At 58.5% G+C, this 26,609-nt stretch carries 23 protein-coding genes; 13 read left to right on the plus strand and 10 right to left on the minus strand.

All coding sequences use genetic code 11. The features are described 5' to 3' along the window. Nucleotides 1-72: 72 nt before the first annotated feature. From dnaK to BQ8011_RS03170, 4 genes are read left to right on the plus strand one after another with little or no spacing between them, the layout of a single operon-like run. Nucleotides 73-1,926, plus strand: a complete 1,854-nt coding sequence (gene dnaK / locus BQ8011_RS03155; RefSeq protein ID WP_072457324.1) for a molecular chaperone DnaK — start codon at nucleotides 73-75, stop codon at nucleotides 1,924-1,926. After that, nucleotides 1,923-2,576, plus strand: a complete 654-nt coding sequence (locus BQ8011_RS03160; RefSeq protein ID WP_072457326.1) for a nucleotide exchange factor GrpE — start codon at nucleotides 1,923-1,925, stop codon at nucleotides 2,574-2,576. Before dnaK ends, BQ8011_RS03160 begins: the two co-directional genes overlap by 4 nt. 45 nt (nucleotides 2,577-2,621) lie before the next feature. Then, nucleotides 2,622-3,665 (plus strand): DnaJ C-terminal domain-containing protein, encoded by a 1,044-nt coding sequence (locus tag BQ8011_RS03165; RefSeq protein ID WP_072457328.1) that lies wholly within the window; start codon nucleotides 2,622-2,624, stop codon nucleotides 3,663-3,665. Further along, nucleotides 3,665-4,186 (plus strand): heat shock protein transcriptional repressor HspR, encoded by a 522-nt coding sequence (locus BQ8011_RS03170; RefSeq protein ID WP_072457330.1) that lies wholly within the window; start codon nucleotides 3,665-3,667, stop codon nucleotides 4,184-4,186. Before BQ8011_RS03165 ends, BQ8011_RS03170 begins: the two co-directional genes overlap by 1 nt. A gap of 81 nt (nucleotides 4,187-4,267) precedes the next feature. Here BQ8011_RS03170 and BQ8011_RS03175 read toward each other — a convergent pair whose 3' ends face one another. Further along, nucleotides 4,268-4,876, minus strand: a complete 609-nt coding sequence (locus BQ8011_RS03175) for a GtrA family protein (RefSeq protein ID WP_072457855.1) — start codon at nucleotides 4,874-4,876, stop codon at nucleotides 4,268-4,270. A gap of 89 nt (nucleotides 4,877-4,965) precedes the next feature. On the opposite strand from BQ8011_RS03175, the gene BQ8011_RS03180 reads away from it, so the two are divergent. From BQ8011_RS03180 to BQ8011_RS03205, 6 genes are all read left to right on the plus strand, one after another. Further along, nucleotides 4,966-6,279 (plus strand): MurT ligase domain-containing protein, encoded by a 1,314-nt coding sequence (locus BQ8011_RS03180; RefSeq protein WP_197678559.1) that lies wholly within the window; start codon nucleotides 4,966-4,968, stop codon nucleotides 6,277-6,279. Further along, the gene (locus BQ8011_RS03185) at nucleotides 6,276-7,049 is read left to right on the plus strand and encodes a type 1 glutamine amidotransferase (protein ID WP_072457332.1); all 774 of its coding nucleotides are present in this window, start codon (nucleotides 6,276-6,278) and stop codon (nucleotides 7,047-7,049) included. The genes BQ8011_RS03180 and BQ8011_RS03185 overlap by 4 nt, the downstream gene beginning before the upstream one ends. Continuing rightward, complete coding sequence (locus BQ8011_RS03190; protein ID WP_231945360.1) at nucleotides 7,012-7,857, plus strand: hypothetical protein; 846 nt, start codon at nucleotides 7,012-7,014, stop codon at nucleotides 7,855-7,857. The genes BQ8011_RS03185 and BQ8011_RS03190 overlap by 38 nt, the downstream gene beginning before the upstream one ends. A gap of 194 nt (nucleotides 7,858-8,051) precedes the next feature. Continuing rightward, a complete protein-coding gene (clpB, locus tag BQ8011_RS03195) occupies nucleotides 8,052-10,667 on the plus strand; it encodes an ATP-dependent chaperone ClpB (protein ID WP_072457856.1) in 2,616 nt (871 codons plus the stop codon). A gap of 113 nt (nucleotides 10,668-10,780) precedes the next feature. Further along, nucleotides 10,781-11,554, plus strand: a complete 774-nt coding sequence (locus BQ8011_RS03200) for a TetR/AcrR family transcriptional regulator (RefSeq protein ID WP_231945361.1) — start codon at nucleotides 10,781-10,783, stop codon at nucleotides 11,552-11,554. Between the two features lie 3 nt (nucleotides 11,555-11,557). Beyond that, nucleotides 11,558-12,364 carry a serine hydrolase domain-containing protein gene (locus tag BQ8011_RS03205; RefSeq protein WP_072457336.1) on the plus strand — a complete coding sequence of 269 codons (807 nt, stop codon included), beginning with the start codon at nucleotides 11,558-11,560 and terminating at the stop codon, nucleotides 12,362-12,364. Here BQ8011_RS03205 and BQ8011_RS03210 read toward each other — a convergent pair. Then, nucleotides 12,348-13,133 (minus strand): exodeoxyribonuclease III, encoded by a 786-nt coding sequence (locus BQ8011_RS03210; protein ID WP_072457338.1) that lies wholly within the window; start codon nucleotides 13,131-13,133, stop codon nucleotides 12,348-12,350. The two genes, BQ8011_RS03205 and BQ8011_RS03210, sit on opposite strands and share 17 nt — an antisense overlap. Before the next feature lie 39 nt (nucleotides 13,134-13,172). Here BQ8011_RS03210 and BQ8011_RS03215 point away from each other — a divergent pair, with 39 nt between their 5' ends. Both BQ8011_RS03215 and BQ8011_RS03220 read left to right on the plus strand, forming a co-directional pair. Next, nucleotides 13,173-13,934: an SDR family NAD(P)-dependent oxidoreductase gene (locus BQ8011_RS03215; RefSeq protein ID WP_072457340.1), complete on the plus strand. Its 762-nt coding sequence runs from the start codon at nucleotides 13,173-13,175 to the stop codon at nucleotides 13,932-13,934. A gap of 97 nt (nucleotides 13,935-14,031) precedes the next feature. Beyond that, on the plus strand, nucleotides 14,032-16,824 hold the full coding sequence (locus BQ8011_RS03220; RefSeq protein WP_231945362.1) for a choice-of-anchor M domain-containing protein: 2,793 nt from the start codon (nucleotides 14,032-14,034) through the stop codon (nucleotides 16,822-16,824). Nucleotides 16,825-16,953: 129 nt separating this feature from the next. On the opposite strand, the gene BQ8011_RS03225 is transcribed toward BQ8011_RS03220, so the two are convergent. From BQ8011_RS03225 to BQ8011_RS03245, 5 genes are all read right to left on the minus strand, one after another. Continuing rightward, nucleotides 16,954-17,424 carry a response regulator gene (locus BQ8011_RS03225; RefSeq protein WP_072457344.1) on the minus strand — a complete coding sequence of 157 codons (471 nt, stop codon included), beginning with the start codon at nucleotides 17,422-17,424 and terminating at the stop codon, nucleotides 16,954-16,956. After that, nucleotides 17,421-19,520: a sensor histidine kinase gene (locus tag BQ8011_RS03230; protein ID WP_072457346.1), complete on the minus strand. Its 2,100-nt coding sequence runs from the start codon at nucleotides 19,518-19,520 to the stop codon at nucleotides 17,421-17,423. The genes BQ8011_RS03225 and BQ8011_RS03230 overlap by 4 nt, the downstream gene beginning before the upstream one ends. Beyond that, nucleotides 19,521-20,933: an SLC13 family permease gene (locus BQ8011_RS03235; protein ID WP_072457857.1), complete on the minus strand. Its 1,413-nt coding sequence runs from the start codon at nucleotides 20,931-20,933 to the stop codon at nucleotides 19,521-19,523. Nucleotides 20,934-21,072: 139 nt separating this feature from the next. Continuing rightward, entirely contained in the window at nucleotides 21,073-21,600 is a 528-nt protein-coding gene (locus tag BQ8011_RS03240; protein WP_072457348.1) for a hypothetical protein, read from the minus strand. Nucleotides 21,601-21,610: 10 nt separating this feature from the next. Then, on the minus strand, nucleotides 21,611-22,429 hold the full coding sequence (locus BQ8011_RS03245; RefSeq protein ID WP_034501271.1) for an HAD-IIA family hydrolase: 819 nt from the start codon (nucleotides 22,427-22,429) through the stop codon (nucleotides 21,611-21,613). 49 nt (nucleotides 22,430-22,478) lie between these two features. Here BQ8011_RS03245 and BQ8011_RS03250 point away from each other — a divergent pair, with 49 nt between their 5' ends. Next, nucleotides 22,479-23,099 carry a TrmH family RNA methyltransferase gene (locus BQ8011_RS03250; RefSeq protein ID WP_072457350.1) on the plus strand — a complete coding sequence of 207 codons (621 nt, stop codon included), beginning with the start codon at nucleotides 22,479-22,481 and terminating at the stop codon, nucleotides 23,097-23,099. On the opposite strand, the gene BQ8011_RS03255 is transcribed toward BQ8011_RS03250, so the two are convergent. The 3 genes from BQ8011_RS03255 to BQ8011_RS03265 all read right to left on the minus strand — a co-directional run bounded on the left by BQ8011_RS03255 (nucleotide 23,096) and on the right by BQ8011_RS03265 (nucleotide 26,523). Beyond that, nucleotides 23,096-23,845, minus strand: coding sequence for a glycerophosphodiester phosphodiesterase family protein (locus BQ8011_RS03255; RefSeq protein ID WP_072457352.1), 750 nt, complete (start codon nucleotides 23,843-23,845; stop codon nucleotides 23,096-23,098). The genes BQ8011_RS03250 and BQ8011_RS03255 overlap by 4 nt on opposite strands. 23 nt (nucleotides 23,846-23,868) lie before the next feature. Then, nucleotides 23,869-25,287, minus strand: coding sequence for a DUF4032 domain-containing protein (locus BQ8011_RS03260; protein ID WP_072457354.1), 1,419 nt, complete (start codon nucleotides 25,285-25,287; stop codon nucleotides 23,869-23,871). A gap of 105 nt (nucleotides 25,288-25,392) precedes the next feature. Continuing rightward, nucleotides 25,393-26,523: an ABC transporter ATP-binding protein gene (locus BQ8011_RS03265; RefSeq protein ID WP_034501279.1), complete on the minus strand. Its 1,131-nt coding sequence runs from the start codon at nucleotides 26,521-26,523 to the stop codon at nucleotides 25,393-25,395. Nucleotides 26,524-26,609 lie beyond the last annotated feature (86 nt).

Consider the following 26,609-nt stretch of genomic DNA (forward strand, 5'->3'; position numbering starts at 1 on the left):
ACAGAAGACGTACAAAGCGCGGTATCGCCTCGGCGACAATTTCCACCACGCTTTGATGAAAGGAAACTCATTATGGGACGCGCAGTAGGTATTGACCTCGGTACCACGAACTCCGCTATTGCAGTGCTCGAAGGCGGAGAACCCACAATCATTGCAAACGCAGAAGGCACACGTACGACCCCCTCGGTCGTTGCTTTCTCCAAGACCGGCGAAGTCCTGGTTGGCGAAATCGCCAAGCGTCAGGCGGTCACGAACGTTGATCGCACCATCTCTTCGGTCAAGCGCCACATGGGGACTGACTGGACCGTCAGCATTGACGATAAGAAGTACACCGCTCAGGAAATCTCCGCACGAATCCTCTCCAAGCTCAAGAGGGACGCGGAAGACTACCTCGGTGAACCCGTCACCGACGCGGTCATCACCGTCCCCGCATACTTCAACGATGCGGAGCGTCAGGCAACCAAGGATGCCGGTCAGATCGCAGGCCTGAACGTCCTGCGTATCGTCAACGAACCCACCGCAGCGGCACTGGCATACGGCCTCGAAAAGGGTAAGGAAGACGAACTCATCCTGGTCTTCGACCTCGGTGGCGGTACCTTCGACGTCTCCCTGCTGGAAATCGGCAAGGACGACGACGGCTTCTCCACCATTCAGGTCCGCGCAACCGCCGGCGACAATCGCCTGGGTGGCGATGACTGGGATCAGCGCATCGTTGACTGGCTGATCGAGCAGGTTAAGTCCAAGGACGGCGCAGATCTTTCCAAGGACCCGGTTGCTCTTCAGCGTCTGCGTGCAGCAGCTGAGCAGGCCAAGAAGGAACTGTCCAGCGCCATGAGCACGAACATCTCGCTGCAGTACCTCTCGGTCACTGCTGATGGCCCCGTCCACTTGGACGAGACCCTCACCCGCGCGAAGTTCGAAGAAATGACCGAGGATCTGCTCGCGCGCACCAAGACCCCCTTCGAGAAGGTCATTAAGGACGCCGGAATCTCCGTTAGCGAGATCGACCACGTCGTCCTGGTTGGCGGCTCCACCCGTATGCCCGCCGTTGCCGAACTGGTCAAGAAGCTCACCGGTGGCCGCGAGCCCAACAAGGGCGTGAACCCCGATGAGGTCGTCGCAGTTGGCGCAGCCCTGCAGGCCGGCGTCATCCAGGGCGACCGCAAGGACGTTCTGCTGATCGACGTGACTCCTCTGTCTCTGGGCATTGAGACCATGGGCGGTGTCATGGACAAGGTCATCGAGCGCAACACCGCAATCCCGACCAAGGCGTCGCGCGTCTACTCGACCGCTGCCGACGGCCAGACCTCGGTTCTGGTCCAGGTCTTCCAGGGCGAGCGTCAGTTCACCGCTGACAACAAGTCGCTCGGTAACTTCGAGCTCTCCGGAATCGCTCCCGCACCGCGTGGCGTTCCCCAGATCGAAGTGACCTTCGACATCGACGCAAACGGTATCGTTCACGTCTCCGCGAAGGATCTTGGAACCGGCAAGGAAACCGCGGTGACCATCACCGGCGGTAGCGCCTTGAGCAAGGAAGAGATCGAGCGCATGGTCAACGAGGCCGCTCAGCACGAAGAAGACGATAAGAAGCGCCGCGAGGAGCTTGAGATTCGTAACTCCGCAGAGCAGCTGGTCTACACCATCGAGAAGACCCTGAAGGAAGACGCCGACAAGGTCTCCGAAGCGACCCGCCAGGAAGTCCAGGGTGACCTTGACGCCGTGAAGGAGGCCCTCAAGGGCAGCGACATCGAGGCTGTCAAGAGCTCCGTTGAGAAGCTCAACCAGTCCGCGATGAAGATCGGCCAGGAGGTCTATCAGAACGCTCAGGCTGCTCAGGCCGCCGCTGAAGCAGGCGCTTCGCAGTCTTCCTCCTCCTCCGATGACGACGTCATCGACGCCGAAGTCGTGGATGAGGACGACAAGTGAGCACCGAGCCCACGAATACTTCCGACGACGCCCAGGATCCGGTGGTCGGCTCTCAGCCGGCCACCCCGGGCGACGCCCAGCCTCACGCTCAGGAGAGCGCAGCTGCACACGCAGCCGCGGCCTCGGAAAGCACTCAGGGTGAGGAAATGGGCGAGGTCGATATGTCGGACTTTGAAGAGCAGCTCGAAGACAGCGAACTGTCCAAGGCTCTCGACCAAGTGGCGCAGGCGGAAGAAAAACTCGCCCGCGCCCACGCAGACCTGTACAACCTGAACCAGGAATATTCGAACTTCGTTCGCCGTTCCAAGGAATCCGTTGCCGGCCACGTCCAGTCCGGGCGCGACCAAGTGTTGGAAGCCATGATCGGTGTCTTGGACGATATCGAGGCCGCGCGCAAGCACGGAGATCTCAACGACGGTCCCTTCGCCTCTATCGCGAACAAGCTGGAAGACACGCTTCGCACGCGCTTCGAGCTGGAACGTTTCGGAGACGAGGGGGACGATTTCGACCCCATGCTTCACGAGGCGCTCATGGCTCAGCCCAGCGCTGACGTGGATCACCCGGTCTTGGGACAGGTCTTGCAATCTGGATATCGTCGCGGAGACATCATTATCCGCGCGGCGAAAGTCCTGGTGTACAACCCTGAATAAGGAACATTCAACGAACTGCAGAGTCAAAAAAGGAGGTGACGCGCAGTGAGTGGAGAAGATTGGCTCCAAAAGGATTTCTACAAGGTTCTTGGCGTAAGCAAGGATGCTGATGAGGCCACAATCAAGAAGGCCTACCGCAAACTTGCGCGCACCTGGCACCCCGACCAGAACAAGGGCAACCCCGAAGCTGAAGAGCGCTTCAAGGAAATCGGCGAGGCCTACACGGTCCTGTCCAACCCTGAACAGCGCCAGCAATACGATGCGATTCGCGCGATGGGCGCCGGCGGTTTCCGCGGCGGTGCCGGTGGCTCCGGAGCATCCGGCGTGAACTTTGAAGATATCTTCGGTGCTTTCGGCGGTGGAAACGGCGGAAACGTTCGTTTTGCCACCAACGGCAGCGCGGGTATCAACCTGGACGACATCCTGGGCGCTTTCGGCGGTTTTGGTGGAGGCTCTTCGCGCGGGTCCTCACCCTTCGCGGGTGCCTCTCAATTCGGTGACTTCGGCGGCGCGCACGGAGCGTCCTACCAGCAAGCGCCTCAAAAGGGTGAAAACTTGCATGCTTCAACGCGCATCACGCTCAGGCAGAGCCTGAGTGGAGTCAACATCAAGTTGGCAGTCTCCGGTAAGCCCATGACCGTCAAGGTTCCCAAGGGAATCAAGGACGGGCAGAGCGTGCGACTGCGCGGCAAGGGGAAGGCCTCGCTTAACGGCGGAGCCACTGGCGATCTGATCGTCACCATCCACGTCGAGGAGGATCCGGTCTACAGCCGCGAGGGTAACGACCTTCGCATGACCCTTCCCGTGACCTTTGCCGAGGCCACGCTGGGCGCCAAGGTTGAAGTTCCCTTGATCGACGGTTCGACCGTCACTGTCAAGGTCCCTGCCGGTTCTGATTCTGGTCGCACCCTGCGCCTGAAGGGACGCGGAGTGGCCACGAAGAAGGAGACGGGTGACCTCTTGGCAACCATCAGTGTGGTGGTCCCCAAGGACCTCACTCCTGAGCAACTTGACTCGATCAAGGCGCTGGCTGATGGTCTAGACCAAGGTGATCCTCGTGCAGAACTTGTGAAGAAGGTGAGTGCGTGATGGGACATCAAGATGAAGTGACCTTCGTGATTTCCGTTGCAGCACAGCTTGCGGGAATGCATCCGCAGACCTTGCGTCAATACGACCGAATCGGCCTTGTCACGCCCCTGCGTACGAAGGGCCGCGGGAGGCGCTACACCCGACGCGATGTCGAGCGCCTGAAGGAGATTCAACGCCTCAGCCAGGAAGAGGGAATCAACTTGGCCGGTATCCAGCGGATCATGGAGCTGGAGGACGAAGTTGATCGCCTGCGAGCGCAACGCGACGCTTTGGCCCAAAGGGTCGAAGAATTTGAACCCGTCTTCGACAGAGTTTTTGTCGCAAGCCCGGATGGTCAGATTCGCCCCATGCGTCGTGCACATGCGCGGCGCAGCGAGGAGACTCGGCGCGGCATGGTGCCCGTCAGGAATCACGGTCTGGTCGCGTGGAGGCCCGCTGGTAACCAGCGAGTCCGCGCGCTCATTGAAGCGTCACCCGAAGGAGTTCGGGTTATCGAAGGAACCGTTGTGGTTTCACGATAGCTCGTCCCTCGGGTGATGGTCCTCGAGGCGACGAGTAGGGGGAGGTATCGCAAGATACCTCCCCGTTTTTCGTTATGAGAGTTAGGCGGCTAAAACCAGCTCGCGTCCGCGCAGGCGAGCAACAATGCCGCGGATTGCGCAAGCACACACAGTTGCTGCCCGGGAAGCGAAGACGCTTGCGGAAGCGGCGGCCTCGGTAATGAAGACGCGGAAGTCAGCCAAGGTGCCAAAGACGAAGAAGTTCTGACCCAGGTAGTTCACGATGAACAAGGAACTGTTTGCAGTCAGCGAGGCCATCCACAGCGCCATTCCGGCGGAAACCAAAGCCTGAATCATCAGGTAGGACATGGTCATCATGCTCGCCGCCATGATCGCGTAACGGATTGCGGTTGCCACAACTCCGCCTCGTGCATTGAAAACCTTGCGGTTCATTGTGTAATTCATCGTGCACGAAGAGACCCTGGCCAGTGCGACCGGCAAGAAGACGCCGCCGATCGTCGCGTTAAGGATCAGGAGCAGCGTGTAGTCCACAGCGGTGGAAGAAAGCGACGAGGCCAGGTAACGCAGGACTCGTGCATTGGCGCGGATAGCTTGGGTCGCCTTGTGCATCGCCGAGGTGGCGTATGCGCTCATAGCCGAGGCCTGGGTGCCTGCTGCGCTTCGAGCGGTGAGTTCTGCGTTCGTGTTCATGGCATTAACTGTGCCCACGGCAAATCTGTGTGCATTATGTCCAAGCTGTGGAGAAGCTATGAAGCATGGAGGCATGTAGTGTTGTTTCCATGACTTCATTGACTTTGCGTTCGCGTGCGGCAATTGCTGCAGGGAAGGGCGCCAGCTGGGCTTCGCGTCGGCTCGGCCGCGGATCGGGAGGAATGATCGGCGGCAAAGTTGCGCTGAAACTTGCCCCGAATCTGCTCGCTGATCTAGCTGCTCATCGCCGCAGCGCTGTCGTTTCTGGAACGAACGGAAAGTCGACCACGACTCGGCTGCTGCGCGCGGCTCTCTTTGCAATCGGTGAGGTTGCTTCCAATACCAACGGCGACAATATGACGCCGGGAATCACGACCGCTCTGATGCGCTCTCACGCGCCGCTGGCTGCCCTCGAGGTCGATGAAATGCACATGCCAGTGGTGAGTCGCTTCGTTAACCCTCAAGCGATTGTTTTACTGAACCTTTCGCGTGACCAACTGGATCGCGTGGGCGAGATCGGCGCGGTGGAGCGTCGCCTGCGAAAGGCCGTCAATGAGCATCCCGACAGCATTGTTATCGCCAACTGTGACGATCCGTTGATTGCCTCTGCTGCTTGGGATAGCCCCAATGTTCAATGGGTTGCTGCGGGACATGCATGGATGGGGGACTCGACCGCTTTTCCTCGGGGTGGGCGCGTAATCCACTCTGATGATTCGTGGCGAGTGGTTCCCTTGACCTCCGTTTCGGGTGAGGAAGGGCTGGAGAAATACCAGCGTCCCGAGCCGATGTGGTGGCTTGAAGACGAAGACCTCTCCGATGCTGCACACCCCGCCGCTGTTGCGTGCCGAAAGGACGGGCTGCGCATTCCTCTTCGCTTGTCCCTTCCGGGGCGTGCGAATCTGTCGAATGCTCTCGAGGCCTTGGCTGCGGCGGTTGCGATGGGCGTGGACCCGCAGGCGGCGTGCCGCGCGATGTCGCAGGTTGAAGAAGTTGCGGGACGCTACTCGACGTATGAAATTCACGGGCGTCTGGCGCGACTCATGCTGGCGAAGAACCCCGCCGGTTGGCAAGAAGCCATGTACATGATTGATCCGGCCGTCGATCAGGTGATCGTTGCCGTGAATGGCCAGGTCGCTGACGGCCAGGATCTCTCGTGGCTGTGGGACGTTGATTTCTCGGTCTTGGGTGCGCCAGCGCGCAAGGTTTACGCCTGCGGTGAGCGCGGCGCTGATCTCGCGGTGCGCTTGGAGTATGCGGGTGTGCATTGTGAACTCTTCCCTCTGCCTATGGAAGCGCTTCGCGCATGCACCCCTGGGCGCGTTGAAATCCTGCTGAACTACACGGCTTTGCGTGATTTCAAGCGGGTTTTGGACTCTCATCGTGAAGCGGAGGAAGCAGAATGAGTGCACTGCGAATTGGTGTTCTTCTTCCCGAGGTCTTGGGGACTTACGCTGACGGCGGCAACGCTCTGGTCTTGGCGGAGCGCGCGCGCCGCCGCGGAATCGATGCCCGGATCGAGTACGTCGGCGTGGGCGATGCAATCCCCGATGACCTCGATATCTACACCCTCGGTGGGGGAGAGGACGCCGCTCAGGAGCTAGCAGTTGAGACCTTCACGGCCGATTCTGGTCTGAAGCGTGCGGTCGAGGCCGGTCGTCCCCTCCTTGCAATCTGTGCTTCCCTGCAGATTCTTGGCCACTGGTACACGGATGCGCGTAATCGCAAGGTTTCTGGCCTGGGTCTTTTGGATCTCACGACCTTGCCGCAGGGCAAGCGCTCCATTGGCGAACTCGTTGTTCAACCCGAAATTGAGGGGCTAAGCGAGCCCCTGACGGGTTTTGAGAACCACGGTGGTGGCAGTCGCCTGGGGCCACTCGCTCGTCCCTTGGGTAGGGTTCTTTTCGGTAACGGCAATTCGACCTTGCCCGCTGATCGTCAAGGTGCTGAGGGCGACGCTCAGCAGTCTCGAGCAATCGACGGTGCTGTCCAGGGTTCGATTATCGCCACGTACCTGCACGGGCCGGTTCTTGCTCGCAATCCGCAGTTGGCTGATTTGCTGCTTGAGCGCGCTTGTGGACACGAGCTTGAGCCCCTTGAAATTCCAGGTGTTGACGAGCTTCGCAAGGAACGCCTAGGTGCGACGATTTCGCGATTGGATCGCGATGGCCGCTGAGGATCAGCCGCGTTTCGGAGCCCGTTCGCCGCAGTGGCAGGATCAATCGCAAGAGAGCGCAGCCCCCTCCTCTCCTTCTGCGGTTCCCTGGGAGCAGTACGGCGAGGTCGTTGCCCCCGCGCGTACCCCGCGCTTTGCTCGCTTCGATCCCTCTGCCGAGACCTCATCTTCTTTTTCCGATGACCCTGCCTTGCCCACGGTGCAGGGAAGTGGCGATCCTAGCCGGCGACTGCCTCGTGAAGGAGAGTCCGGAAGAATCCGTTTGCGTACCTCGGGCGGGCCGCTGGGCTACGCACCACCCGCGCAGACGCCTGTTGATCCCTCTTCCGTGCCAACTGCGCCACGTGTGCGTAAGCGTGGAGGCTGGGTGATTTTCCTCGGCATTGTCATGTCGGTTGTGTGTGCCCCCGTGCTCTTCTTTGCTATTGCCTTCTCTGGCGCCGATTTCTCAGCGATGCAGTCGAGCCTTCGTGAGGTGTCCAATGGTCAAAGCGTGACGGTTGATTCCAGTGGCGGTTACGTCGTGCAGATCACCGCTGGGAATGCGCAGACGTGTAGCTTGCGGGGCGCTGATGGTGGCGAACATCCGATGCAAGTCACTCTTAATCAGTGGACTGTCTCCGGGCTTACCCCTGGTGAATACACTGTGAGTTGTTCTCCCGACGGCGTGAAAATGGTTGGAATGACGGGCTTTAGTGAGTCTGTGGCCCTGTCGAAGGCTCCCGACGCGATGACGTGGTCAAGTGTTGTTGGAATGCTGGGCTTGAGCGTGATCGGTCTGGGTATTTACCTGCGTCGTACGCATTAAAACTGCTCTTATGTGGAAGAGCGCTGAGCTGGCGTGTGAGGCGTCAGATTCAGCGTTCTTCTCTTTTTTGTGAAATGTGCACTCGAATGCTGATTTGCGAAGAAAAATAAAGTTGAGTGGAATAGACTCAAGTTTGTTGACGTTGTGTAAGTCAGAACGAAAAAAGCCGCCCATTACGAGCGGCAGGAGGAATGATGACTGAACAATTTACAAGCAAAGCCCAAGAGGCGGTGAGCAGTGCGGTCCAGTCGGCACAGGCCGCTGGGAACCCGCAGGTGGATTCCCTACACCTCTTGGAAGCACTTCTTGAACAGGGTGAGGGTATTGCCTACTCCCTGCTTCAAGCAATCGGCGTAAACCCGCAGCAAATCGGTGCGCGTACGCGCAATGCGCTGGTGGCACTACCCTCAACCAGCGGTTCGAGTGTCGCTCAGCCGCAAACTTCACGCGGCCTGATCCAAGTGATTAACGATGCCCGTAAAAGCGCAGACGCTAAGGGAGATGCTTATGTCTCCACCGAGCACCTTCTCATTGCGCTGGCAGCAAATGACGATAGCGCAGGCGAAATCCTGCGCGAAAACGGCGCAACCGCAGATCGCTTGCAGAAGGCTCTGGATGAGCTTCGTCCCGATCCTATTACCAGCGCCGATCCTGAAGGCTCCTTCGAGGCCCTGAAGAAGTACGGTCGTGACCTTACTGAGGTGGCTCGCCAAGGAAAACTGGATCCGGTGATTGGCCGTGATAGCGAGATTCGCCGTGTGATCCAGGTGTTGTCCCGTCGAACCAAGAACAATCCTGTTCTCATCGGTGAACCTGGCGTTGGTAAGACCGCAGTTGTGGAAGGGCTGGCTCAGCGAATCGTCGCCGGAGATGTGCCCGAGTCCCTGAAGAACAAGAAGCTCATCGCTCTTGATCTGACAGGGATGGTTGCGGGTGCGAAGTACCGCGGTGAATTCGAGGAACGCCTCAAGGCCGTCCTGAATGAAATCGAACGATCCGATGGTGAAATCATCACCTTCATCGACGAGCTCCACACTGTCGTCGGTGCCGGTGGTGGCTCTGAAGGGGCAATGGACGCGGGCAATATGCTCAAGCCCATGTTGGCCCGTGGTGAGCTCCGCATGGTTGGCGCAACCACTTTGGATGAGTACCGCGAGAACATCGAAAAGGACCCGGCTCTTGAGCGTCGTTTCCAGCAGGTTTTCGTTGGTGAGCCGTCGGTCGAGGACACCGTTGCAATCTTGCGTGGTATTGCCCCCAAGTACGAGGCGCACCATAAGATCACCATCTCTGATGGCGCTCTGGTTGCAGCCGCGCAGCTGTCCGACCGCTACATCACCGGCCGTCAGCTTCCGGATAAGGCTATTGACCTGATCGACGAGGCCGCCTCCCGCCTGCGCATGGAACTGGATTCCTCCCCTGAGGAGATCGACGTTCTGCGTCGCCAGGTGGACCGCCTGCGTATGGAAGAGTCCTACCTGACCGAATCTGACCCCGACGGTCTGGACGAGGCCACGGCTGAGCGCCTCGAGAAGCTGCGTGAGGACCTAGCGAACAAGAACGAGGAGCTGTCTGCTCTCACCAGTCGCTGGGAAGCAGAGAAGGCCGGACACAACCGCGTCGGTGAGCTGCGCGTGCAATTGGATGAATTGCGCACCCAGCTTGAACTTGCAATCCGCGCGGGTCGTTTCGATGAGGCTGGCCGCCTCCAAAACGGCGATATTCCCCAGATCGAACGCCAGATTCGCGAAGAGGAAGAAAAGGTTGAAGCCGAGGAGAAGAATTCCGATTCGGTCGAACCCATGATTGCCGAAAAGGTTGGTCCCACCGAAATCGCAGAGGTCGTTGAATCCTGGACCGGGATCCCCGTGGGCAAACTGCTTCAAACCGAAAGTGAGAAGCTTGTCCACATGGAAGACGTCATTGCCCACCGCCTGATTGGGCAAAAGGACGCTGTTCGCGCGGTCTCGGACGCGGTTCGTCGGTCACGCGCCGGACTGTCCGATCCGAATAGGCCGACCGGATCCTTCCTCTTCCTTGGCCCCACGGGCGTCGGTAAGACGGAGCTTGCCAAGTCTTTGGCCGAGTTCCTCTTCGACGATGAACGGGCGATGGTTCGAATCGACATGTCGGAGTATTCCGAGAAACACTCGGTTGCGCGCCTCGTCGGTGCCCCTCCGGGATACGTTGGTTACGAACAGGGCGGTCAACTGACCGAGGCCGTGCGTCGTCGCCCCTACAGCGTCGTTCTCTTGGACGAAGTTGAGAAGGCCGACCCTGAGATCTTCAATATTCTCTTGCAGGTCTTGGACGATGGTCGTCTAACCGATGGGCAGGGACGCACTGTCGACTTCAGGAACACCATCTTGATCTTGACCTCGAATCTGGGATCGATGTTCCTCACGGATCCGGACCTCAGCGACGAAGAAAAGCGCGAGGGCGTGATGAACGTCGTGCGCGCCTCCTTCAAGCCCGAGTTCCTCAATCGTCTGGATGAAACGGTTATTTTCGACCCGCTCAGCCCCGATGATTTGTCTGGAATTGTTGACCTCTTGGTGGATTCCATGGCAGAGAGGCTCAAGGATCGTCGCATTAGTCTGAGCGTCAGCGAAGGCGCTCGCGGCTGGCTGACCAGGCGCGGGTACGATCCGGCTTACGGTGCTCGTCCCTTGCGTCGTCTCATTCAGCGAGAGATTGGTGACCGTTTGGCAAAGCTCCTCCTCAGTGGTGAACTCACAGACGGAGAGCAGGTCCTCATTGATGTCAGCGATGATCTTGAAGAACTGAAAATCGAGATCATAGGTCGTTGATCACGAAAATACCTTTGGGTGGCGCGATAATTTCGCGCCACCCATTTTTTTCGCATAGACTCTAATAGTTATCCCAAATAACAGAGCAGAACTGAAGAATGAAGGAGGTAGCCGTGAGCGACGACGAAGGTGTGCAAAGCGGAGCAACTCGCAAGAAACGAGGCAGCTACTCCGTTGGGCGTTCCACCCGGACGACAATCATCCGTGGTGCGGCGCAGCTATTATCAACTCGCGGCTATTACGGCTTTTCGCTGCGAGACCTCGCCGATGAAATCGGTGTCTCGCACCCGACCGTGATGTACCACTTCCCAACGAAGGACGCCCTCGTTCTACACGTGATCCATGCTTTTGAAGATGCTTTCGGAATTTTCGACGTTGATGTCGTCACCCGCGAAGGCGCCGAGGGCGAAGCTGACCAACTTGTTCTGGAAGAGCGCGGTGCCAAAGTTGACACGATGAATGAGTGGATTGCTGCTCATCTTCGTCTTGCGGCTGCAAGCGACAACCAAATCATGACCGACTTGGATCGCGTGTTCACCGTCGAATCGGTCAATGAAAGCCACCCCGCACACGATCACTTCTCCTATCGAGTCGAAGCAATGCTGCAATTGCTCGAACGCCTCGCAGAGAAGATGCCCGATCGCGACCCGGACAACCCCGTCGATACTCGTAGGCTTGTCGAGCGCTGGTACGGCATGGTGATCCTTGGCGGTTGGGACGGCGAGCGTTTCGATAGCCGCGAGCTCATCGTCAAGTACTTGGCCTTTGCCGTTCGCGAGCTCCACTACAGCGCTGAGCAGCTTCTCGCCCTGGGATCGATGATTCCGCGCAAAGCGGCTGCGCCCTTCCAGCAGCTCCTCGTGGAGTACTCGAGCTCCTCGAAGTAGTCGATGACCTCGCAGTTGCTTTCTGTTCCCTTCCGCGCCTCGATTCTCGCGGAGAACGACGCGGGGGCTTCCCTTGTTTCAGGGGATTCGCGGGAAGTCTTCCCCCTCGCCTCGGTGACAAAACTTTTTACCGCCTACTCAGCGTTGATTGCGATCTTTCGAGGCCTCGTCACATTGAGTGCGCCTGCTCCCTATCCGGGGGTGACGCTAGAGCACCTGCTTTCCCACGCCTCGGGAATGACAATGGGGGAGCGCAGCATCACACGCCCACCGGGTACCCGCAGGATCTACTCCAATGCGGGAATTGAAGCGGCCGCGGATATGCTTGAAGAAGCCACGGGCACAGAGATTGGTCGCTGGATCGAAGAAACGATTGCTGAGCCACTGGGGCTGACAAGCCTCACTGTTGAAGGCTCTCCGGCCTATTCGGGCTATGCCCACGCGGAAGACCTCATGCTTTTTGCTCGCGAGCTATCTCGCCCGACGCTGATCAGTGCTGAACTTCTTGACCTGGCAACCACTGTTCATTTCCCCCATCTGGATGGGATTGTTCCCGGATACGGAAATTTCCGTCCCTGTCCCTGGGGAATTGGTGTGGAAATTAAGGGTGATAAGCAGGCGCATTGGACTGCGCCCTCTTCCTCGGGAAAGACTTTCGGTCACTTTGGGCAGTCAGGTTCTTTCCTGTGGGTTGATCCTCTTTCAGGTGAACGTGCGGTTTTCTTAGGTGAAGAGCCTTTTGGCCCGTGGCATCACGACAATTGGAGCGCCCTGAACGAGGAAATCCTGCACACTATGCGAGGTCAATGATCACGGGAACGTGATCGGAGGCGCCCTTTCCCTTGCGTTCATCTCGATCGATCGAAGCAGAGGTCACGCGCGCGGCCAATTGCGGCGAGGCGTAGATGAAGTCGATGCGCATTCCCTCGTTCTTCGGGAAGCGAAGCTTTTGGTAATCCCAGTAGGTGTATTGGGAGACGCGCTCGCGGGTGACTTCATCCCATCCGTGTTGTGCAAAGGCAAAGAATGCCTCGCGTTCGGCTTGGGATACGTGTGTTTGTCCCTCAAAAGCCTTGATATCCCAGACATCGTGGTCATAGGGTGCAATATTCCAATCCCCGACAAGCGCGATCTGGCGGCCCTGTTCAAGCCAGGTATCGCCGATTTCAAGAAGAGCGTGAAGCCAGCGCAGTTTGTAGGTGTAGTGCGGATGGTCAAGCTCGCGGCCGTTGGGTACGTACAGGCTCCAGGTTGTGACTTCCTGGTCTCCATCGAGGACTGTGACTCCCAGCGCGCGAGCCTCAACGACCTCAGGATCGCCGAAGCCGGGCTGGCCGGGGAAGTTGACCTCGGTTGAGACGATTGGGAGGCGGGAAGCGACGGCAACACCGTTCCACTGGTTAAGGCCGTGCATACGCACCTCATAGCCGGCCTCGTGAAAGGCTTCGACGGGGAATTGCTCGGGCTTGCACTTAATTTCCTGCATTGCCAAGACGTCGATATCGGCGCGCTCAAGGAAAGCGATGACGCGTTCGACGCGGGTACGAATTGAGTTAACGTTCCATGTTGCAAGCCTCATGGCACCCCAGCATACGCGGCAGCGCCTAAAATAATCGCCATGGGTACAGCACTTGTGACCGGGGCAACCTCTGGTATTGGTGAGGAATTTTGTTGGCAACTGGCTGCGGCGCACCACGATGTGGTTGTGGTCGCGCGGCGCAAGGACAAACTCGAGGAGTTAGCTGAACAACTCCGCCAGATCGCGGGTGTACGCGTAGAAGTACTCGTTGCGGATCTCAGTGTCGCCGAAGATGTCGAACGCGTAGCCGCTCGTCTTCGCCAGGATGAGGCACCCATCGGTTTGCTGGTTAATAATGCGGGCTTTGCATTGGGGAAGGCCTTCGTTGATAACTCGCTTGAGGCTGAAGAGAATGCACTGGACGTCATGGTTCGTGCTCCCATGGCTTTGAGCTATGCGGCAGCCCGGGCAATGCGCGCTCGTGGGCGCGGGGCAATTTGCAATCTTTCGTCAGTTGCTTCGGAAACGGGTGCTGGGACCTACAGTGCGCACAAGGCGTGGATCAGGGCCTTTAGTGAGGGGCTTTCCGAGGAATTGCGGGGGAGCGGTGTGACGGTGACCGCGGTGTGTCCAGGCCCCGTGCATACGAACTTCTTCGAGGCCGCTGGAGTCGATATGTCCTCGGCGCCCCAGTGGCTGTGGGCGAGCCCTGAGCAAGTTGTTTCCGAGGCCTTGGATGCGGTTCGTCGGGGACAGGTGCTGGTTACGCCGCGTCCCGTTTACAAACTTGCGATGGGCGCCATGCGGGTTTCTCCGCGTTGGCTCACGCGGAGGGTGATGCGTAGCATTCCGCATATGTAAAGCGTCGCGCTTTTGTGTGTGAGGCTCTGTGAAGAAGGTGCGTGACTCATCGTGAAATTGACGGGGCACACCTTCTAGAGTGATAATGATTCTCATTATGAGAACAAAAAGACTGATTTCTGCGGGAGCCCTCGCACTCTCCCTCGTGTTTGCCCCCCAAGCGGCATGGGCAGGACCCGACCGTGATACCGAATGGGTTGTCACGGGACAACATGTTGATGCTCCCATTCCCATCTGGCACGCTGACACGCGTAGTTTCACCATGAACACCATCAATATGCCCGTTGAAAAGACCGTCCTATGGTTACCGAAGGCTTGGGCGGGAAGCGGTGCACAGGATGCAAAGTACCAACTAGAAGTCCCAGAGAAGCGCCCCGATCTTGCTTTCTTGGGTCCCGAGCACTCGGTGCTCAACGCAGCCCCGCAAAACCCCGGTCCCAATAACACTCCAATCTGGGCGGGCCTCGGAGCCGACTCCTCGGTCGAGTGGGCAGCCCCTGATGAATTTGACGGAAGCACCTACACGCTCGACCTTATCAATGTTGATGGCCCTGGCCGGATGGAAATGTTCATCGACCACGGAGATTCAGTCTCTCGTTTCCTTTCCAGTCACGATATTGCTTATCGTTCGGTTTACAACCCGCGCCACACGCACCTCTTCACGACTTTTACGCAGCCTGGCCGCTACCAGGCCCGCTTCCGGGTTAATGCCCGCTCGACTGATGGCACGACTATTTACACTTCTCCCATCCAGTCACTGACGTGGCAGGTGGGTGGCTCGAATCCTGCTTCTGGAAGCATCAAGGATATTCACGAGGCCTTCGCAGCGGCACCCACCGAGCGCAGTGACGGCGCGCAGGCACGTCCTTCCCTCACGCTTGCTCCCAATACGCAGCGTGAACATCCCGGTGATCAGCACCTCAGTGAGATCACTTTCAACAGTGGAAATCCGGGGGATCAAGGACGTCTGTGGCTCACCGTCAACGGGTATTTCTTGACCGAAGAGCCCGTCGTCGATGGGCGTGCACAGGTACGCGAGCTCCTCGGCGATGATGACGCGCTGATTCAGGCGATCTTCATTCCCGAGGCTGGAAGTGGGGCCGCGCGCTGGGCCTCGACACCTCAAGCCTTTTCCCAGCGAGATCGAGCGGAAATACGTGTCACCCGATCAAGCTCGGTCATCATTGAGCCCTCAAACCCGGACCCGAGCCCCGTCTGGGACCCCGCGCACATTTCAGTGTCGCGTCCGGGGGTGCATGTCTCATATGTCCGCAAGGAAGGAAGCGAAGACCAATACACGGTTCAGGTCCAAGCCGATGATCCCGAACTGCGCGCAGCCTACAAGGTTGAGTTCTTTGAAAGTGAATACGACTTCTCGCCGTGGTGCGCCATCGAAGGCACGCTCGGAAAGGGCGGAATCGATGTTCAGCAGCAAGACCTTGGGGCCTGCGTGGGCCAGCCCATGTATATGAAATTCACTGTTCGCCCCCACCCGAAGTCCTTGGCCTCGATGACAACGAAGGCGCAAGAAGATGTCGAACTGTCTTCATCATTCGGGCTTGATCTGAAGTTGAAGATGTGGCCGGGTGGAAACACGGTTGAGCCCACTCCAACACCAACGACACAGCCGCTCATTCCTACGCCGCAGCCGTCTGCATCTGCATCGCCTGCCCCGACTATTCCAGATACGAGCAACGACCACGCAGCTGACGAGCTGAAGACGAATCCTGTTGAGCTCACGCACGGACACATGGACCTGCGTCTTCGCGCAGATTCTTCCAGTCCAACGAAGTACTCGCTGGTGCTCAAGGACGATTCACTCACGGGTGAGAAGACCTCGGTCATGCGCTCAATCGACTCGGTGACCTGGAAGGTCGGTGTGAACGCCCGCTTTACACGCCCTCAGAGCCTGACAGACCCAAGCTATGACGTTCTCGGCGCGATTGGTGAATCCAGCTATGTGCTGCCTGAAACCCAGAACCCTGACATCGTCTGGCCCGGAGTGAGCACGGAAGGGATTGACTATTCTCTCTTCCCCAAGGGAATCGACTATGAAGTCCGCGTGCTCGAATCTCCGAAGGACTCCCGTGTCGCATTCTTCCAAACGGGTACCTTCGGTGGACCAGCACAGGTCATGATCGATTCTGCGAACCCCGTGCTCTCTCGAATTCACACGGATTCGCCAACTCACATGCACGCGAATTGGGTCTTCTCGCGCCCAGGTCGCTATCGCCTGCAGATCCGCGCCCTCGACGGAGACAAGGAAATTGCGGCACCGGTGAGTTGGATTGCTTCCATTCACGAGGCCGCAGCTCAGCCGGAACCCTCTAGCCCCTCGACCGCGCTTCCTTCCGTGCAGCCGACTCTGGCTCCTACGCCTTCGGTGAGCGCATCCGCAGTGCCGAGCGTACCTGCCCCTGCTGCTTCCTCAAACCCAGTGCCTGAAGCGCCGACTGCGACGCCTGCACCCGAGCCCTCTCAAGCTCCGGGGGATTCTCCCGCGAGCTCACCCGCAGCGCAGAATCCTCCTGCTCCCGGGGCTTCGACGCTCGTGTCTTCCAATGCTGCACCCTCGCGATCGGCCAGCCCGCTGGGACGAGTCAGCGCCGTTGAACGCTTGACGGGAGGACAGGTCTTCGGATCGAGCAGCAGTGCACAAAGCGCAACGAGTGCGGATACAAGCCCTGCAGGTGAGCATAAGGAGGAAGCATCCACCTCACCGAGTGACGACGCGCAAGAAACGCCAGAGGCTAATCCCATTGCTTTGGCAGCAGACTCTCCAGCTGCACCATCGCGATCGCCGTTATCTCGCTGGTGGTGGATCCCCGTGGCTGCCGGAGCGATCGCGCTCGGCGCAGGCACCGCTGTCGTCATCAGAAGAAGAGGGTAATACTCTCATCTGTTCCCGGGGATTTCTTGCCTGACTCAGGAAATCCCCGGGATATTGACTGTAGCTACCAGAACCGGCCCGACCTCGTGAGGAGGCGGGCCGGTTCCTTGTTTTGATGCGATGAATGTTCTAGCGAATCGACTCCATGACCCGCACGCCGTCCAAGACAGGCATGTAGGGCAGGGGATCGATCCCCTCTTCAAGGACGTAATCCGTCAGCTGAGTGCGAACCACCTCGCGCAAAAGCTCCGGATCCCACGGCTTGGCAATGTAGTAGTCCAATCCCGCTTGATTGAGCGCGCGAATCGTATCGCTCTGATCTGCCTGACCGGTTACCAGCACTGTTCGCGTGGAAGCAAAGTGCGGATTTGCAGTGAGCTCAACCAAAAAATCAACACCGGATTTGCCCGGAAGGCGGTGGTCAGAAAGAACCAGGGCAAGTTCATCCCCGTCATCGGTAATTTCTTCGATGACGCTCCAGGCATCTTCAACATCTTCCGCGAGCTCCAAACGGATGCGGCCCTCAAAATCTTCGAGGTCACGTTCCAGTGCCTGGCGAACATCGGCCTCGTCTTCGAGGGACAAAATGGTCAGGGTCATGATTCCTCCTCGTGAACATGATGTAGTGGAAGCAGGATCCGCATAATTGTGGACCCTGGGTGAGAGTCAATAGTGAGCTGACCATCCAGATCAGCGATGATCGAATGAACAATGGACATGCCCATTCCCAAACCGAAACGCACACGACCAGCCTTCGTCGTGAAGTGTGGTTCCATAATGCGTTCGAGGACCTGTGGAGAAATCCCCGGTCCGTTATCGCACACGCACACTTCGACGCCGTCGCCGGAATTTGCGACGGTAATGGTGATGCGTGCTTCCGCGTGGCCTCGTGCGGGAAGTTTCTTTTCCGAGGCCGCGCCTTCTTGCCCCTGCGCCTTGAGGTCCGCCTCTTCGTCCTCAATTGCTTCGGCGGCGTTGACAATGAGATTTGTCCACACCTGCTGGAGCTTGGCGGGGTGAGCGAGGATGGGAGGGACATCCTCGTATTCACACACGACCTCAATACCGTGGACGCGGTGGGAGGTCAGTCGCAAGACATCATCAATTCCCCGCCGAACATCAACTTCCTTGAGATCGTCGGCATCGGGGCGCGCATATCCCTTCAGGGACTGGGTAAGGGAAATAATGCGTTCTCCCGAAGCCAACACTGACCGCAATGAGCCTCCTAAGCGTGCTCCTGCTTGGAAAGCTTCTAGTTGATCGGGGTTGTTTGCTAAAGCGTGCGCGTGGGCGGTGTCAGTTAAACCAGCGCGAATGAGCTGACGGATGACACTGCGATCGTGAAGGATGGGAAGGAGTTCTTTTTGGAGTTCCCTCTCGCGTGCGGTAGACAGCGGCGGAGAGTCCATCGCGCAATCAAGTGCATTGCGGCAGGCCTCGGGCGCGCGCGAAGCCATCACCGCCTCAGCGTCCTCGCGCAGGTGCCCGGCCGCGCGCAATAGAGCTGTCACGGGATTGTTAAGCTCGTGAGCGATTCCTGCACTGAGTTCACCGAGCATAGCGAAGCGTGCGCGTTCAACAAGCTCGGCGCGGGTTGCGCGAAGATCTTCAAGGGTCGCAGCTAACTCTTCTTTTTGACGTTCGAGGTCTTCGGCAAGCATTGCGTTTTCCACGTGCAGGTCCTCGGCGCGCATGAGTCGGCGCGTCAGTGAACGAATTGCCAGCGCGGTCAAGACTGTCGAAATTGAGGGATCTTCGGTTAACGCGATCTGAAGCTGCTCGGTTGTCAGACGCACGACGGTCGCTTCGCTTGTCGTCAGTGCAGTGAAAAAGGCGTTTTCTCCTCGAGCGAGCGAAATCAGACCAATGAGTGGGCCCGAGGTTGCTAGGTGGGCAAGGACCTCGCCGTGGCGAGAATCGCGGTGCAGGGAAACTGTCCCCTCAAGAACTAGGTGTACGGCCTCGACCCGGTGTCCCTGGGTGAGAAGGTGCGTGCCGCGGGGGAGACGAATTCGGGGCCTCGGCCCCAAAACGCGCTCGACACCTTCGAGGAGCTCGTGTACGACCTGGTCCTCGTTGAGGTCGAGTCCCTCGAGGATGGGACCTTGAACAGCAAAAGAGGGGGGTTCTTGAATGAGGTCGAGAATCTCGTATGTGCAGTACCCGCACTCTTCGAGGTAACGACGCATCGTCGAGTAGGCTTGCCCGGACAAAAGGGGAACCGTCCAGGGGAAACGCACGACCGCAGCCAGATGCCCGGATTCGGTGCATGCAGCAAGGTCCGTATGGAGTTCTTGATCGGTGACAAGCATCCACTGAGTTGATGCCATCAGTGAGGATGCTCGGGCTGCATCAATGAGCGCATCGACATCCTTGACTTCGCTGGTGGCAACGCCAAGAAGAACGTGGTCCTCTTCATCCAATCCTTCGAAGAAAAGCGCGAGATCCTTGGCGCTCTCGATCCTGTCAAAACACAGATTGGGGAAAGACTGCGTGAGATCGCGGGTCAGGGGGCCGGCGAGTTGGCGTGAATTATCGCCGACAACCAAAACATGGACGTGATAACCGCTCCGATGTCCACTGCGAACACTCGTTTTCTCCAGAATTGAGGCATCGAGCGAAGAAGGGCCGTGCGTCCAGCCGTGCGCAAGACCCGGCGCACTCGCGGAAGGGGAGTCGGCCTCGGGAACAGACACCTACATCACCCCAATCGCACCCCAGGTCAGAGGCGCGACGAAGGAAAGCAAAACAATTCCGATCACTCCGACGACGATGCCGACGATGGCCATTTCCTTCGTGGGGGTGGTCCCCGTCGAATAGGCGATCGCGTTCGGCGGAGTGGAGATCGGCAGACACATGCCGAGCGAGCAGCCCAGTGCGATGACAATTGCAATTTCCGCGGCGCTTGTGGAAACCGTGGCCGCAAGACCCATACCCATTGGGACCAGGAGGTTCGCCGAGGCCGAGTGGGAGATGACATTGGAGGTCACCCAACCGACCAGCGCGAGGACCAAGATGAGCAGTGCTCCGGGGATCGAGGCCCACTGGATCGATCCGAGCATCCACTTGTCGAGGCCAGTGGCGGCCACGCCTGAGCCGAGCGCGATGCCGCCTGCGACCAGCCACAGAACCGGCCAGTCCAATGCTCGCAGGTCGTCCCCGCTCATCACCTTCGTCATTAAGAGGACCACGACCGGTAGGAAGCCGACGACGTTGGAGGAGATGTGGTGGAGGGATTCTGTCATCCACAGGAGAATCGTTACTCCCGCAACCACGTAGAAAATAATGGCATTCTTTGACTTCTCAAAACGCGCCGAGGTGTCGATGTTGAACTGAGCGTCAGAGGGGATGTAACGCCAGGCGATGAACACCCACGAAAGCGCAAGAAGAACGAGCATAAGCGGGACTGCCGCCAACATCCATTGGAAGAAGGTGACCTTGACGCCCGCGTTTTCAAGTGCGCCCAAAGCGATGGCATTGGGGGGAGTACCGACGGGGGTGCCCATGCCGCCGACATTTGCGGCGACCGGGATCGAAAGCGCGATACCCGTGCGTGCTTTGCCCTCGGGGAGGGCCATGATGACGGGCATCATGACGGCGAACATCGTCGCGGTCGTCGCCGTGTTCGACATGAACATGCTCATGATTGCGGTGATGAGCATGACGCCCATGACGGTCAGGCGAGGCTTCCCAATGAATGGTTTCAACAGCACCGCGGAGAGGGCGCGATCGACCTTGTACTTTGCAGCCCCGTCGGCCACCATAAAACCGCCCAAGAAGAGGATGATCACGGGGTTTGCCAGTGCACCAAAGAACTTCGTGTAGGCGGGAGCTTTCTCGGGGATTGAGAGAAGCGCGTGGTCCGAAATGAAGAGAACCTCAAGGAAAATCACCAGGACGGCGGTACCGGCGAGGGGAACAGCTTCGGTCACCCACAGGAGGATTGCCGCCAAGAAGATTCCGAACATTCGCGTTCCCGAGACATCCAATCCGGGAAGCTGAATGAATAAACAGGTGACAATCGAGGCCAAAGCGCCGACAGCGCCGAACACCTTAAAGGGGCTAACCTGCGTCTTGTTCTTCGTAAAATCGGCCGGTCGAGTCGACATATTTTGCGCGGAGCGCGGGTTAATCGAAACGGCGGCAGTAGAACGCGTACGACGTACCATTGGGCAGACCTCGTTGTCTTTGCGGAAATAGTACGCATAATTATATGTCATACATCACGCGATGATGACCATTTGATGATTAGTCACCAAGCGCTGGCGAGCAATACGCAATGCCCGCAGCAGCGGCAAAAGCGCGCGCGGCCTCGTCCGGGAGAAGCGAAGCACAACCCACGATTTGTGCCCCGCACTCCGATGCGGCGGCGAGGATTTCTTCCCCATTAGCCAGGGCAGAGTTCGCTAAAAGAACCGCCTTGCGCCCCGCGAGTGGGGAACCCGAGAAGCGGCGTTCCCCCTCTGCGTTGTTGATTGCCGAGGCCGGGCCTTGGGCGGGTAGGAAGAGCGCGGCGTCAAGGTCTAGCCCTCTCCCTCCTGCAGCGTGAATCATCGCTGCTGCGAGGGCAGCGTCACCCGCGGGGGCAATCACCAGGTCATAATCCCCAATGGCAAGGTCATGTTCTTCCAAAAGATCGATGAGGATGTGCCCGCAAACGGCCGCCCCCTGAGCACTCAAAGTGAGCTCGTTGAGACGACCCAAAGGATTGGGCGACTCAAGAAGAGGAGCGGCAAGGCCGCGGAGGGTCAGAAGATGCGGGTCGTGTGTCGTCATATCAGCACTATCAGTTGGACGAAGGATTGACGTAGCGGATCAGATCGCCGATGCCGTTGTAAATCCGATAGGGGCGGAAGGGGAAATTAGAAACCTGCTCGGCACTGGTCGAACCAGAAAGGACGAGGAAGGTCCTCATGCCTGCCTCAACGCCTGCGCGCACATCCGTATCCATACGATCGCCGACCATTGCGGCATTCTCAGAGTGAACACCGATCTTGTTCAGGCCCGCACGAATCATCACAGGATTCGGCTTTCCGACGAAGTAGGGGGCCTTGCCGGTCGCGGCTTGAATCATCGCGGCGACCGATCCCGCTGCCGGAAGAGTGCCCTCATCTGAAGGACCAGAAACATCCGGGTTCGTTGCGATGAACTTCGCACCGCGCTCGATCAATCGGATTGCAGTCGTCAGAGCGTAGAAGTCATAGACGCGGGTTTCACCGAGGACCACGAATTCAGGATCCTGATCGGTCATGATGTATCCGGCTGAGTGGATCGCCGTCGTCAGGCCAGCTTCGCCAATCACGTAGGCGGAAGAATTGGGGGACTGCTGGGATAGGAACGCTGCGGTCGCATTCGCCGACGTCCAGATGTGCTCCTCGGGAACGTTCAGGCCCGAATTTGCCAGACGTGCAGACAAGTCGCGGTTCGTGAAGATCGAGTTATTCGTCAGGACCAGGAATGGAATGCCATTCTCTTCCAAAGCGGAGATGAAATCCTGGGCTCCGGGAAGGGCGCGGTTTTCCTTAACCAGAACGCCATCCATATCCGAAAGCCAAGCGCTAATTGGGGGCATATCCGACAGTGCAGTGGAAAGAGAATTCGTCATGCCTCTAATCTATCTGTTTGCGAGCTCGTTCGGTAGGAAGAAGGCGACCATGGAAGAAAACTCTCAGCCAGAAGTTGGCGTTGGGCCCTGGCCGGGAGGACCAGAAAACTGGCCATCGGAAGAGGTCTACGATCCGCAGCTCTTGGCCGAGGGCGATCGACGCAATGTCGAGGACCGCTACCGCTATTGGAGAATGGAAGCGATCATCGCCGACATTGCCGACCATGCTCTTCCTTTTGAAATCGCCATCGAAAACCTCGGTCACGACTTCAATATCGGCTCAATCGTTCGTAGCGCGAACGCTCTGGGAGTAAGCCGCGTCCACATCGTCGGTCGGCGTCGGTGGAACCGGCGCGGTGCCATGGTGACCGACCGCTACTTGGAGGTTATTCACCATCCCGAGGTCGGTGAATTTATTTCCTCGCTGCACGAACGAGGAATCACCCCGGTTGGAATCGACAATGTTCCCGGCTCTATCCCCCTTGAAGGGCATACTCTTCCCAAACGGGCGTGCCTAGTCTTCGGTGAAGAATCCAGCGGACTCAGCGAAGAGATGCGCCGGGAATGCAACGAAATCTTCCACATTACGCAGCGCGGATCAACGCGTTCAATGAATGTCGGCCACGCCGCAGCAATCGCAATGTGGGCGTGGGTGATTCAACACTCCTAGGCCCGCGCCAAGGCCTCGGCGGGGAAGTCTTGCACGCGGTCGGTAAAGATCCCCGTAACGCCCCATTGCGCAGCTTTCCGCGCATCCTCGAGGGTATTCACGGTCCAGACGTTGACCTCGAAGCCAGCATCGAGCATTTCGCGGACGTGGGCCTCGGTCAGGTCTTGCCCGCAGGGATGGATCGCAGTGCACTCAATCTGCGAGGCCTCGCGCCAGCTTCCCGCGCGCACTTCCGCCGGGGTGCACAGCCAAGCGAGAGAAACTTCGGGCATAGCCTCGCGGACCGCACGAAGCAGGTCGTGGTCGAATGAAGAAATAAGGATCTTGTCCTTGTTCGCAAAAGAGCGCAGGGCTACTTCGACATTCTCGATGAGAGTATCGCGGCGCCGGCCTGCCGCTCGAGGCTTGAGCTCGAAATTGAAGCCGGTCTGGGTTGAGTTGGCAAAGGAGATAACGTCGGCCAGCTCGGGGATGCGCTCAAAACGGTAGGTTGGCGAGAACCATGCGCCCGCGTCGAGCCTGCGCAGCTCACCGTATCCCCACGAATCCCAGGAACCCGAGGAATTTGTCGTGCGGTCAACAGTGTCGTCATGGATGATGAGCAGCGTCCCATCCGCCATAACACCCACATCGCACTCACACCAGCGGGCCCCAATTTCCGAGGCCTTCGCGAAGGAAGCGATCGTGTTCTCGGGCGCGAGCGTGGGCGCCCCGCGGTGGGCGAAAATCCTTGGGAATTCAGTCATTATTTCTCCTTCGCTGCGCAATTCTAGAAATAGTCATCGACGGGGATCAGTCCGACTCCGGGCACGAATTGCATCTTCGGGCGGTCCGTGGGGGTTTCCGTTTCGTCGGCTTTCCCGTGCATTCCGTCGATTCCAGCGCGCTCTTCTTGGCGAGAAAAATCTTCCGCCGTGGTGAGCGTTTCCATGTCCGAGGCTACGCCGGCATCCGGGGTTGTCATGAGTGCCGGGTCGAGCAGCATCGCTTCGTCGCGCTTGGTGGGAAGGACGCTCTCCACATAGGACTGGATGGCTTCATCCTGGGGAACGTCGTGCCCAACATCTTGGGCAAGGTACCAGCGGTGTTCCAGGAATTCGTGGAAGATCTGGGCCGGTTCCAGCTTGGCTGCGAGCTCGGCGGGAACGGCAGTGATGACAGGTTCGAAAACTTCGTTCATCCATTCATGTGCAACGATCTCGAGAGGCATTCGGGTTTTACCCGTCATGGCACGGTAGGTCTCAATATCGTTGAGCATACGTTGGGCCTGATTCTCGCCGACGTCCATGCCCGTCAATCGCATGAGTTTGCGGTGGTGGTGGCCGGCATCAACGACCTTTGGAGTGATGATCAGGTGTGTTCCATCAAGGTCGGAGGACATCTGGAGTTCACCTACTTCGAAGCCGAGATCATTCAGGCGGCGGATGCGCTGAGCGACTCTCCACTTCTGGTTGGATTCAATAACTTCAGGTCCGGTGAGTTCATTCCACAGCTCCAAGTAGCGCGAGCGAATCCGGTCACCGACTTCGATGGGATCTTCATCGCTGGGGAAGAACGATCCCGCTTGAAGGTCCATTAATTCGCCGATGATATTTGTGCGTGCCAGATCAACGTCGTAGAGGCGCTGGCCTTCGGTGAGAGAAGGGTGGATTTCACCGGTTTCTGCGTCAACGAGGTACGCGGAGAAGGCACCGGCGTCGCGACGGAAAAGCGTGTTTGAAAGAGAAACATCGCCCCAATAGAAGCCGAGGAGATGAAGACGAACCAGGAGAACTGCGAGGGCATCGATCAAGCGCCCTGCTGTCTCGGGGGTCATGTGCTGGCTGAAAACCGCGCGGTAGGGCAAAGAGAACTGAAGGTGTTCGGTGACCAGTACGGCTGCGAGTTCTTCACCAAAGGCATCGCGTCGCCCGGTGATGACCGCAGTGGGAAGGACAGAAGGAGCCCCAAGGCGCGAGAGGTTACGAAGGAGCTCATATTCGCGGTATGCGACGCTTTCGCCGATTTCCTTGACCGCGATGACTCTGTCGGAGAGGTTGACGAAACGGACGACGTGGCGAGAAATACCGCGAGGAAGAGCGGCGAGGATCTCTGTTGGCCACTCTTCAAGGGGGATATCCCAAGGTAAATCTAACAGCGCGGGGTCAACCGTCGCTGCTGTGATCTCAAGCGTTGAGGGAATGGGCATAGCTCTATTCTCGCATTCATTGAGCAAAGTGGCACGGGGCCCGCAACCGAGTATGGTTGCGGGCCCCGTGGCTTAGCCCTGAGTGGCGTCTAGACGCCGAGTAGGTCACTCGGGCAGGCGCTCACCGGTGGACGCAGAGAAGTTGTGCTGCTGTCCTTCCTTGATGCGGGTGTGGATCACGCCGCCAGGCTTGGGAGCGGTGCGCGGAGGAACGCGGACGATAAGCTGCTCGCCCTTACCTTCGCTGCCGGAACCCAGACCGTGGCCGGAATCTGCACCTGCCAGGTGGCCGTAGATGTAGGCATCCGAACCCAGTTCCTCAACGAATTCAACTTCGATCGGAATGGTGTTTTCGGTCTCTGCAGAAACAACCTCGAGGCCCTCGGGACGGAAGCCGATCGTGATCTTGCCTTCGTCTTCGGGAACCATGGCGTCCAGCGTTGCCTGCGAGAGCGGAACCTCTGCGGTGCCGAGCTTTGCGACATTGCCTTCAACCTTGAACTTGCCGAGGTTCATAGCGGGGGAGCCGATGAAGCCTGCGACGAATTCGTTGGCGGGGCGCTCGTACATTTCCTGCGGGGTGCCGACCTGCTGGAGGAGACCGCCTGCGAGAACCGCGATGCGGTCACCCATCGTCAGAGCCTCGGTCTGGTCGTGGGTCACGTAGACCGTGGTGACACCGAGTTCGCGCTGCAGCGAAGCGATCTGGGTACGGGTCTGGACACGGAGCTTGGCATCCAAGTTGGACAGAGGCTCGTCCATGAGGAAGACCTGAGGCTTGCGGACGATTGCACGGCCCATAGCAACACGCTGACGCTGACCGCCGGAGAGGGCCTTGGGCTTGCGGTCCAGGTAGGGCTCCAGGTCAAGGATGCGTGCGGCCTCTTCAACGCGCTTGTTAATTTCATCCTTGGGGGTGCCTGCGATCTTGAGTGCGAAGCCCATGTTCTCGCGCACGGTCATATGCGGGTAGAGGGCGTAGTTCTGGAAGACCATTGCGATGTCGCGGTTCTTCGGCTGTACGTCGGTGACGTCCTTATCGCCAATGAAGATGCGGCCAGAGTTCACATCCTCAAGACCTGCGAGCATGCGCAGCGAGGTGGACTTGCCACAACCGGAGGGACCGACGAGAACCAGGAATTCACCATCCTGAATCTCAAGATCGAGCTGGTCGACAGCGGGCTTATCTGACCCGGGGTAGATTCGGGTTGCCTTATCGAAAGTTACAGTTGCCATATTGAACCTCCACCGGCGGTACGTGCCGGACGATCCTTAGTAGAGACCAGACGACAGCGTCTTCACTGCCGTCGCACGTCCTTCAC

The sequence above is a fragment of the Actinomyces marseillensis genome, from assembly GCF_900155605.1.
GTDB classification, from domain to species: Bacteria; Actinomycetota; Actinomycetes; order Actinomycetales; family Actinomycetaceae; genus Pauljensenia; species Pauljensenia marseillensis.

Coding starts and splice junctions, on each gene's coding strand:
- BQ8011_RS03235 (WP_072457857.1), bottom strand. CDS start 20,933: ATGTCGACTCGACCGGCCGATTTTACGAAGAACAAGACGCAGGTTAGC.
- BQ8011_RS03170 (WP_072457330.1), top strand. CDS start 3,665: ATGGGACATCAAGATGAAGTGACCTTCGTGATTTCCGTTGCAGCACAG.
- BQ8011_RS03240 (WP_072457348.1), bottom strand. CDS start 21,600: ATGACGACACACGACCCGCATCTTCTGACCCTCCGCGGCCTTGCCGCT.
- dnaK (WP_072457324.1), top strand. CDS start 73: ATGGGACGCGCAGTAGGTATTGACCTCGGTACCACGAACTCCGCTATT.
- clpB (WP_072457856.1), top strand. CDS start 8,052: ATGACTGAACAATTTACAAGCAAAGCCCAAGAGGCGGTGAGCAGTGCG.
- BQ8011_RS03225 (WP_072457344.1), bottom strand. CDS start 17,424: ATGACCCTGACCATTTTGTCCCTCGAAGACGAGGCCGATGTTCGCCAG.
- BQ8011_RS03205 (WP_072457336.1), top strand. CDS start 11,558: ATGACCTCGCAGTTGCTTTCTGTTCCCTTCCGCGCCTCGATTCTCGCG.
- BQ8011_RS03180 (WP_197678559.1), top strand. CDS start 4,966: ATGACTTCATTGACTTTGCGTTCGCGTGCGGCAATTGCTGCAGGGAAG.
- BQ8011_RS03175 (WP_072457855.1), bottom strand. CDS start 4,876: ATGAACACGAACGCAGAACTCACCGCTCGAAGCGCAGCAGGCACCCAG.
- BQ8011_RS03260 (WP_072457354.1), bottom strand. CDS start 25,287: ATGCCCATTCCCTCAACGCTTGAGATCACAGCAGCGACGGTTGACCCC.
- BQ8011_RS03210 (WP_072457338.1), bottom strand. CDS start 13,133: ATGAGGCTTGCAACATGGAACGTTAACTCAATTCGTACCCGCGTCGAA.
- BQ8011_RS03265 (WP_034501279.1), bottom strand. CDS start 26,523: ATGGCAACTGTAACTTTCGATAAGGCAACCCGAATCTACCCCGGGTCA.
- BQ8011_RS03185 (WP_072457332.1), top strand. CDS start 6,276: ATGAGTGCACTGCGAATTGGTGTTCTTCTTCCCGAGGTCTTGGGGACT.
- BQ8011_RS03220 (WP_231945362.1), top strand. CDS start 14,032: ATGAGAACAAAAAGACTGATTTCTGCGGGAGCCCTCGCACTCTCCCTC.
- BQ8011_RS03215 (WP_072457340.1), top strand. CDS start 13,173: ATGGGTACAGCACTTGTGACCGGGGCAACCTCTGGTATTGGTGAGGAA.
- BQ8011_RS03255 (WP_072457352.1), bottom strand. CDS start 23,845: ATGACTGAATTCCCAAGGATTTTCGCCCACCGCGGGGCGCCCACGCTC.
- BQ8011_RS03250 (WP_072457350.1), top strand. CDS start 22,479: ATGGAAGAAAACTCTCAGCCAGAAGTTGGCGTTGGGCCCTGGCCGGGA.
- BQ8011_RS03245 (WP_034501271.1), bottom strand. CDS start 22,429: ATGACGAATTCTCTTTCCACTGCACTGTCGGATATGCCCCCAATTAGC.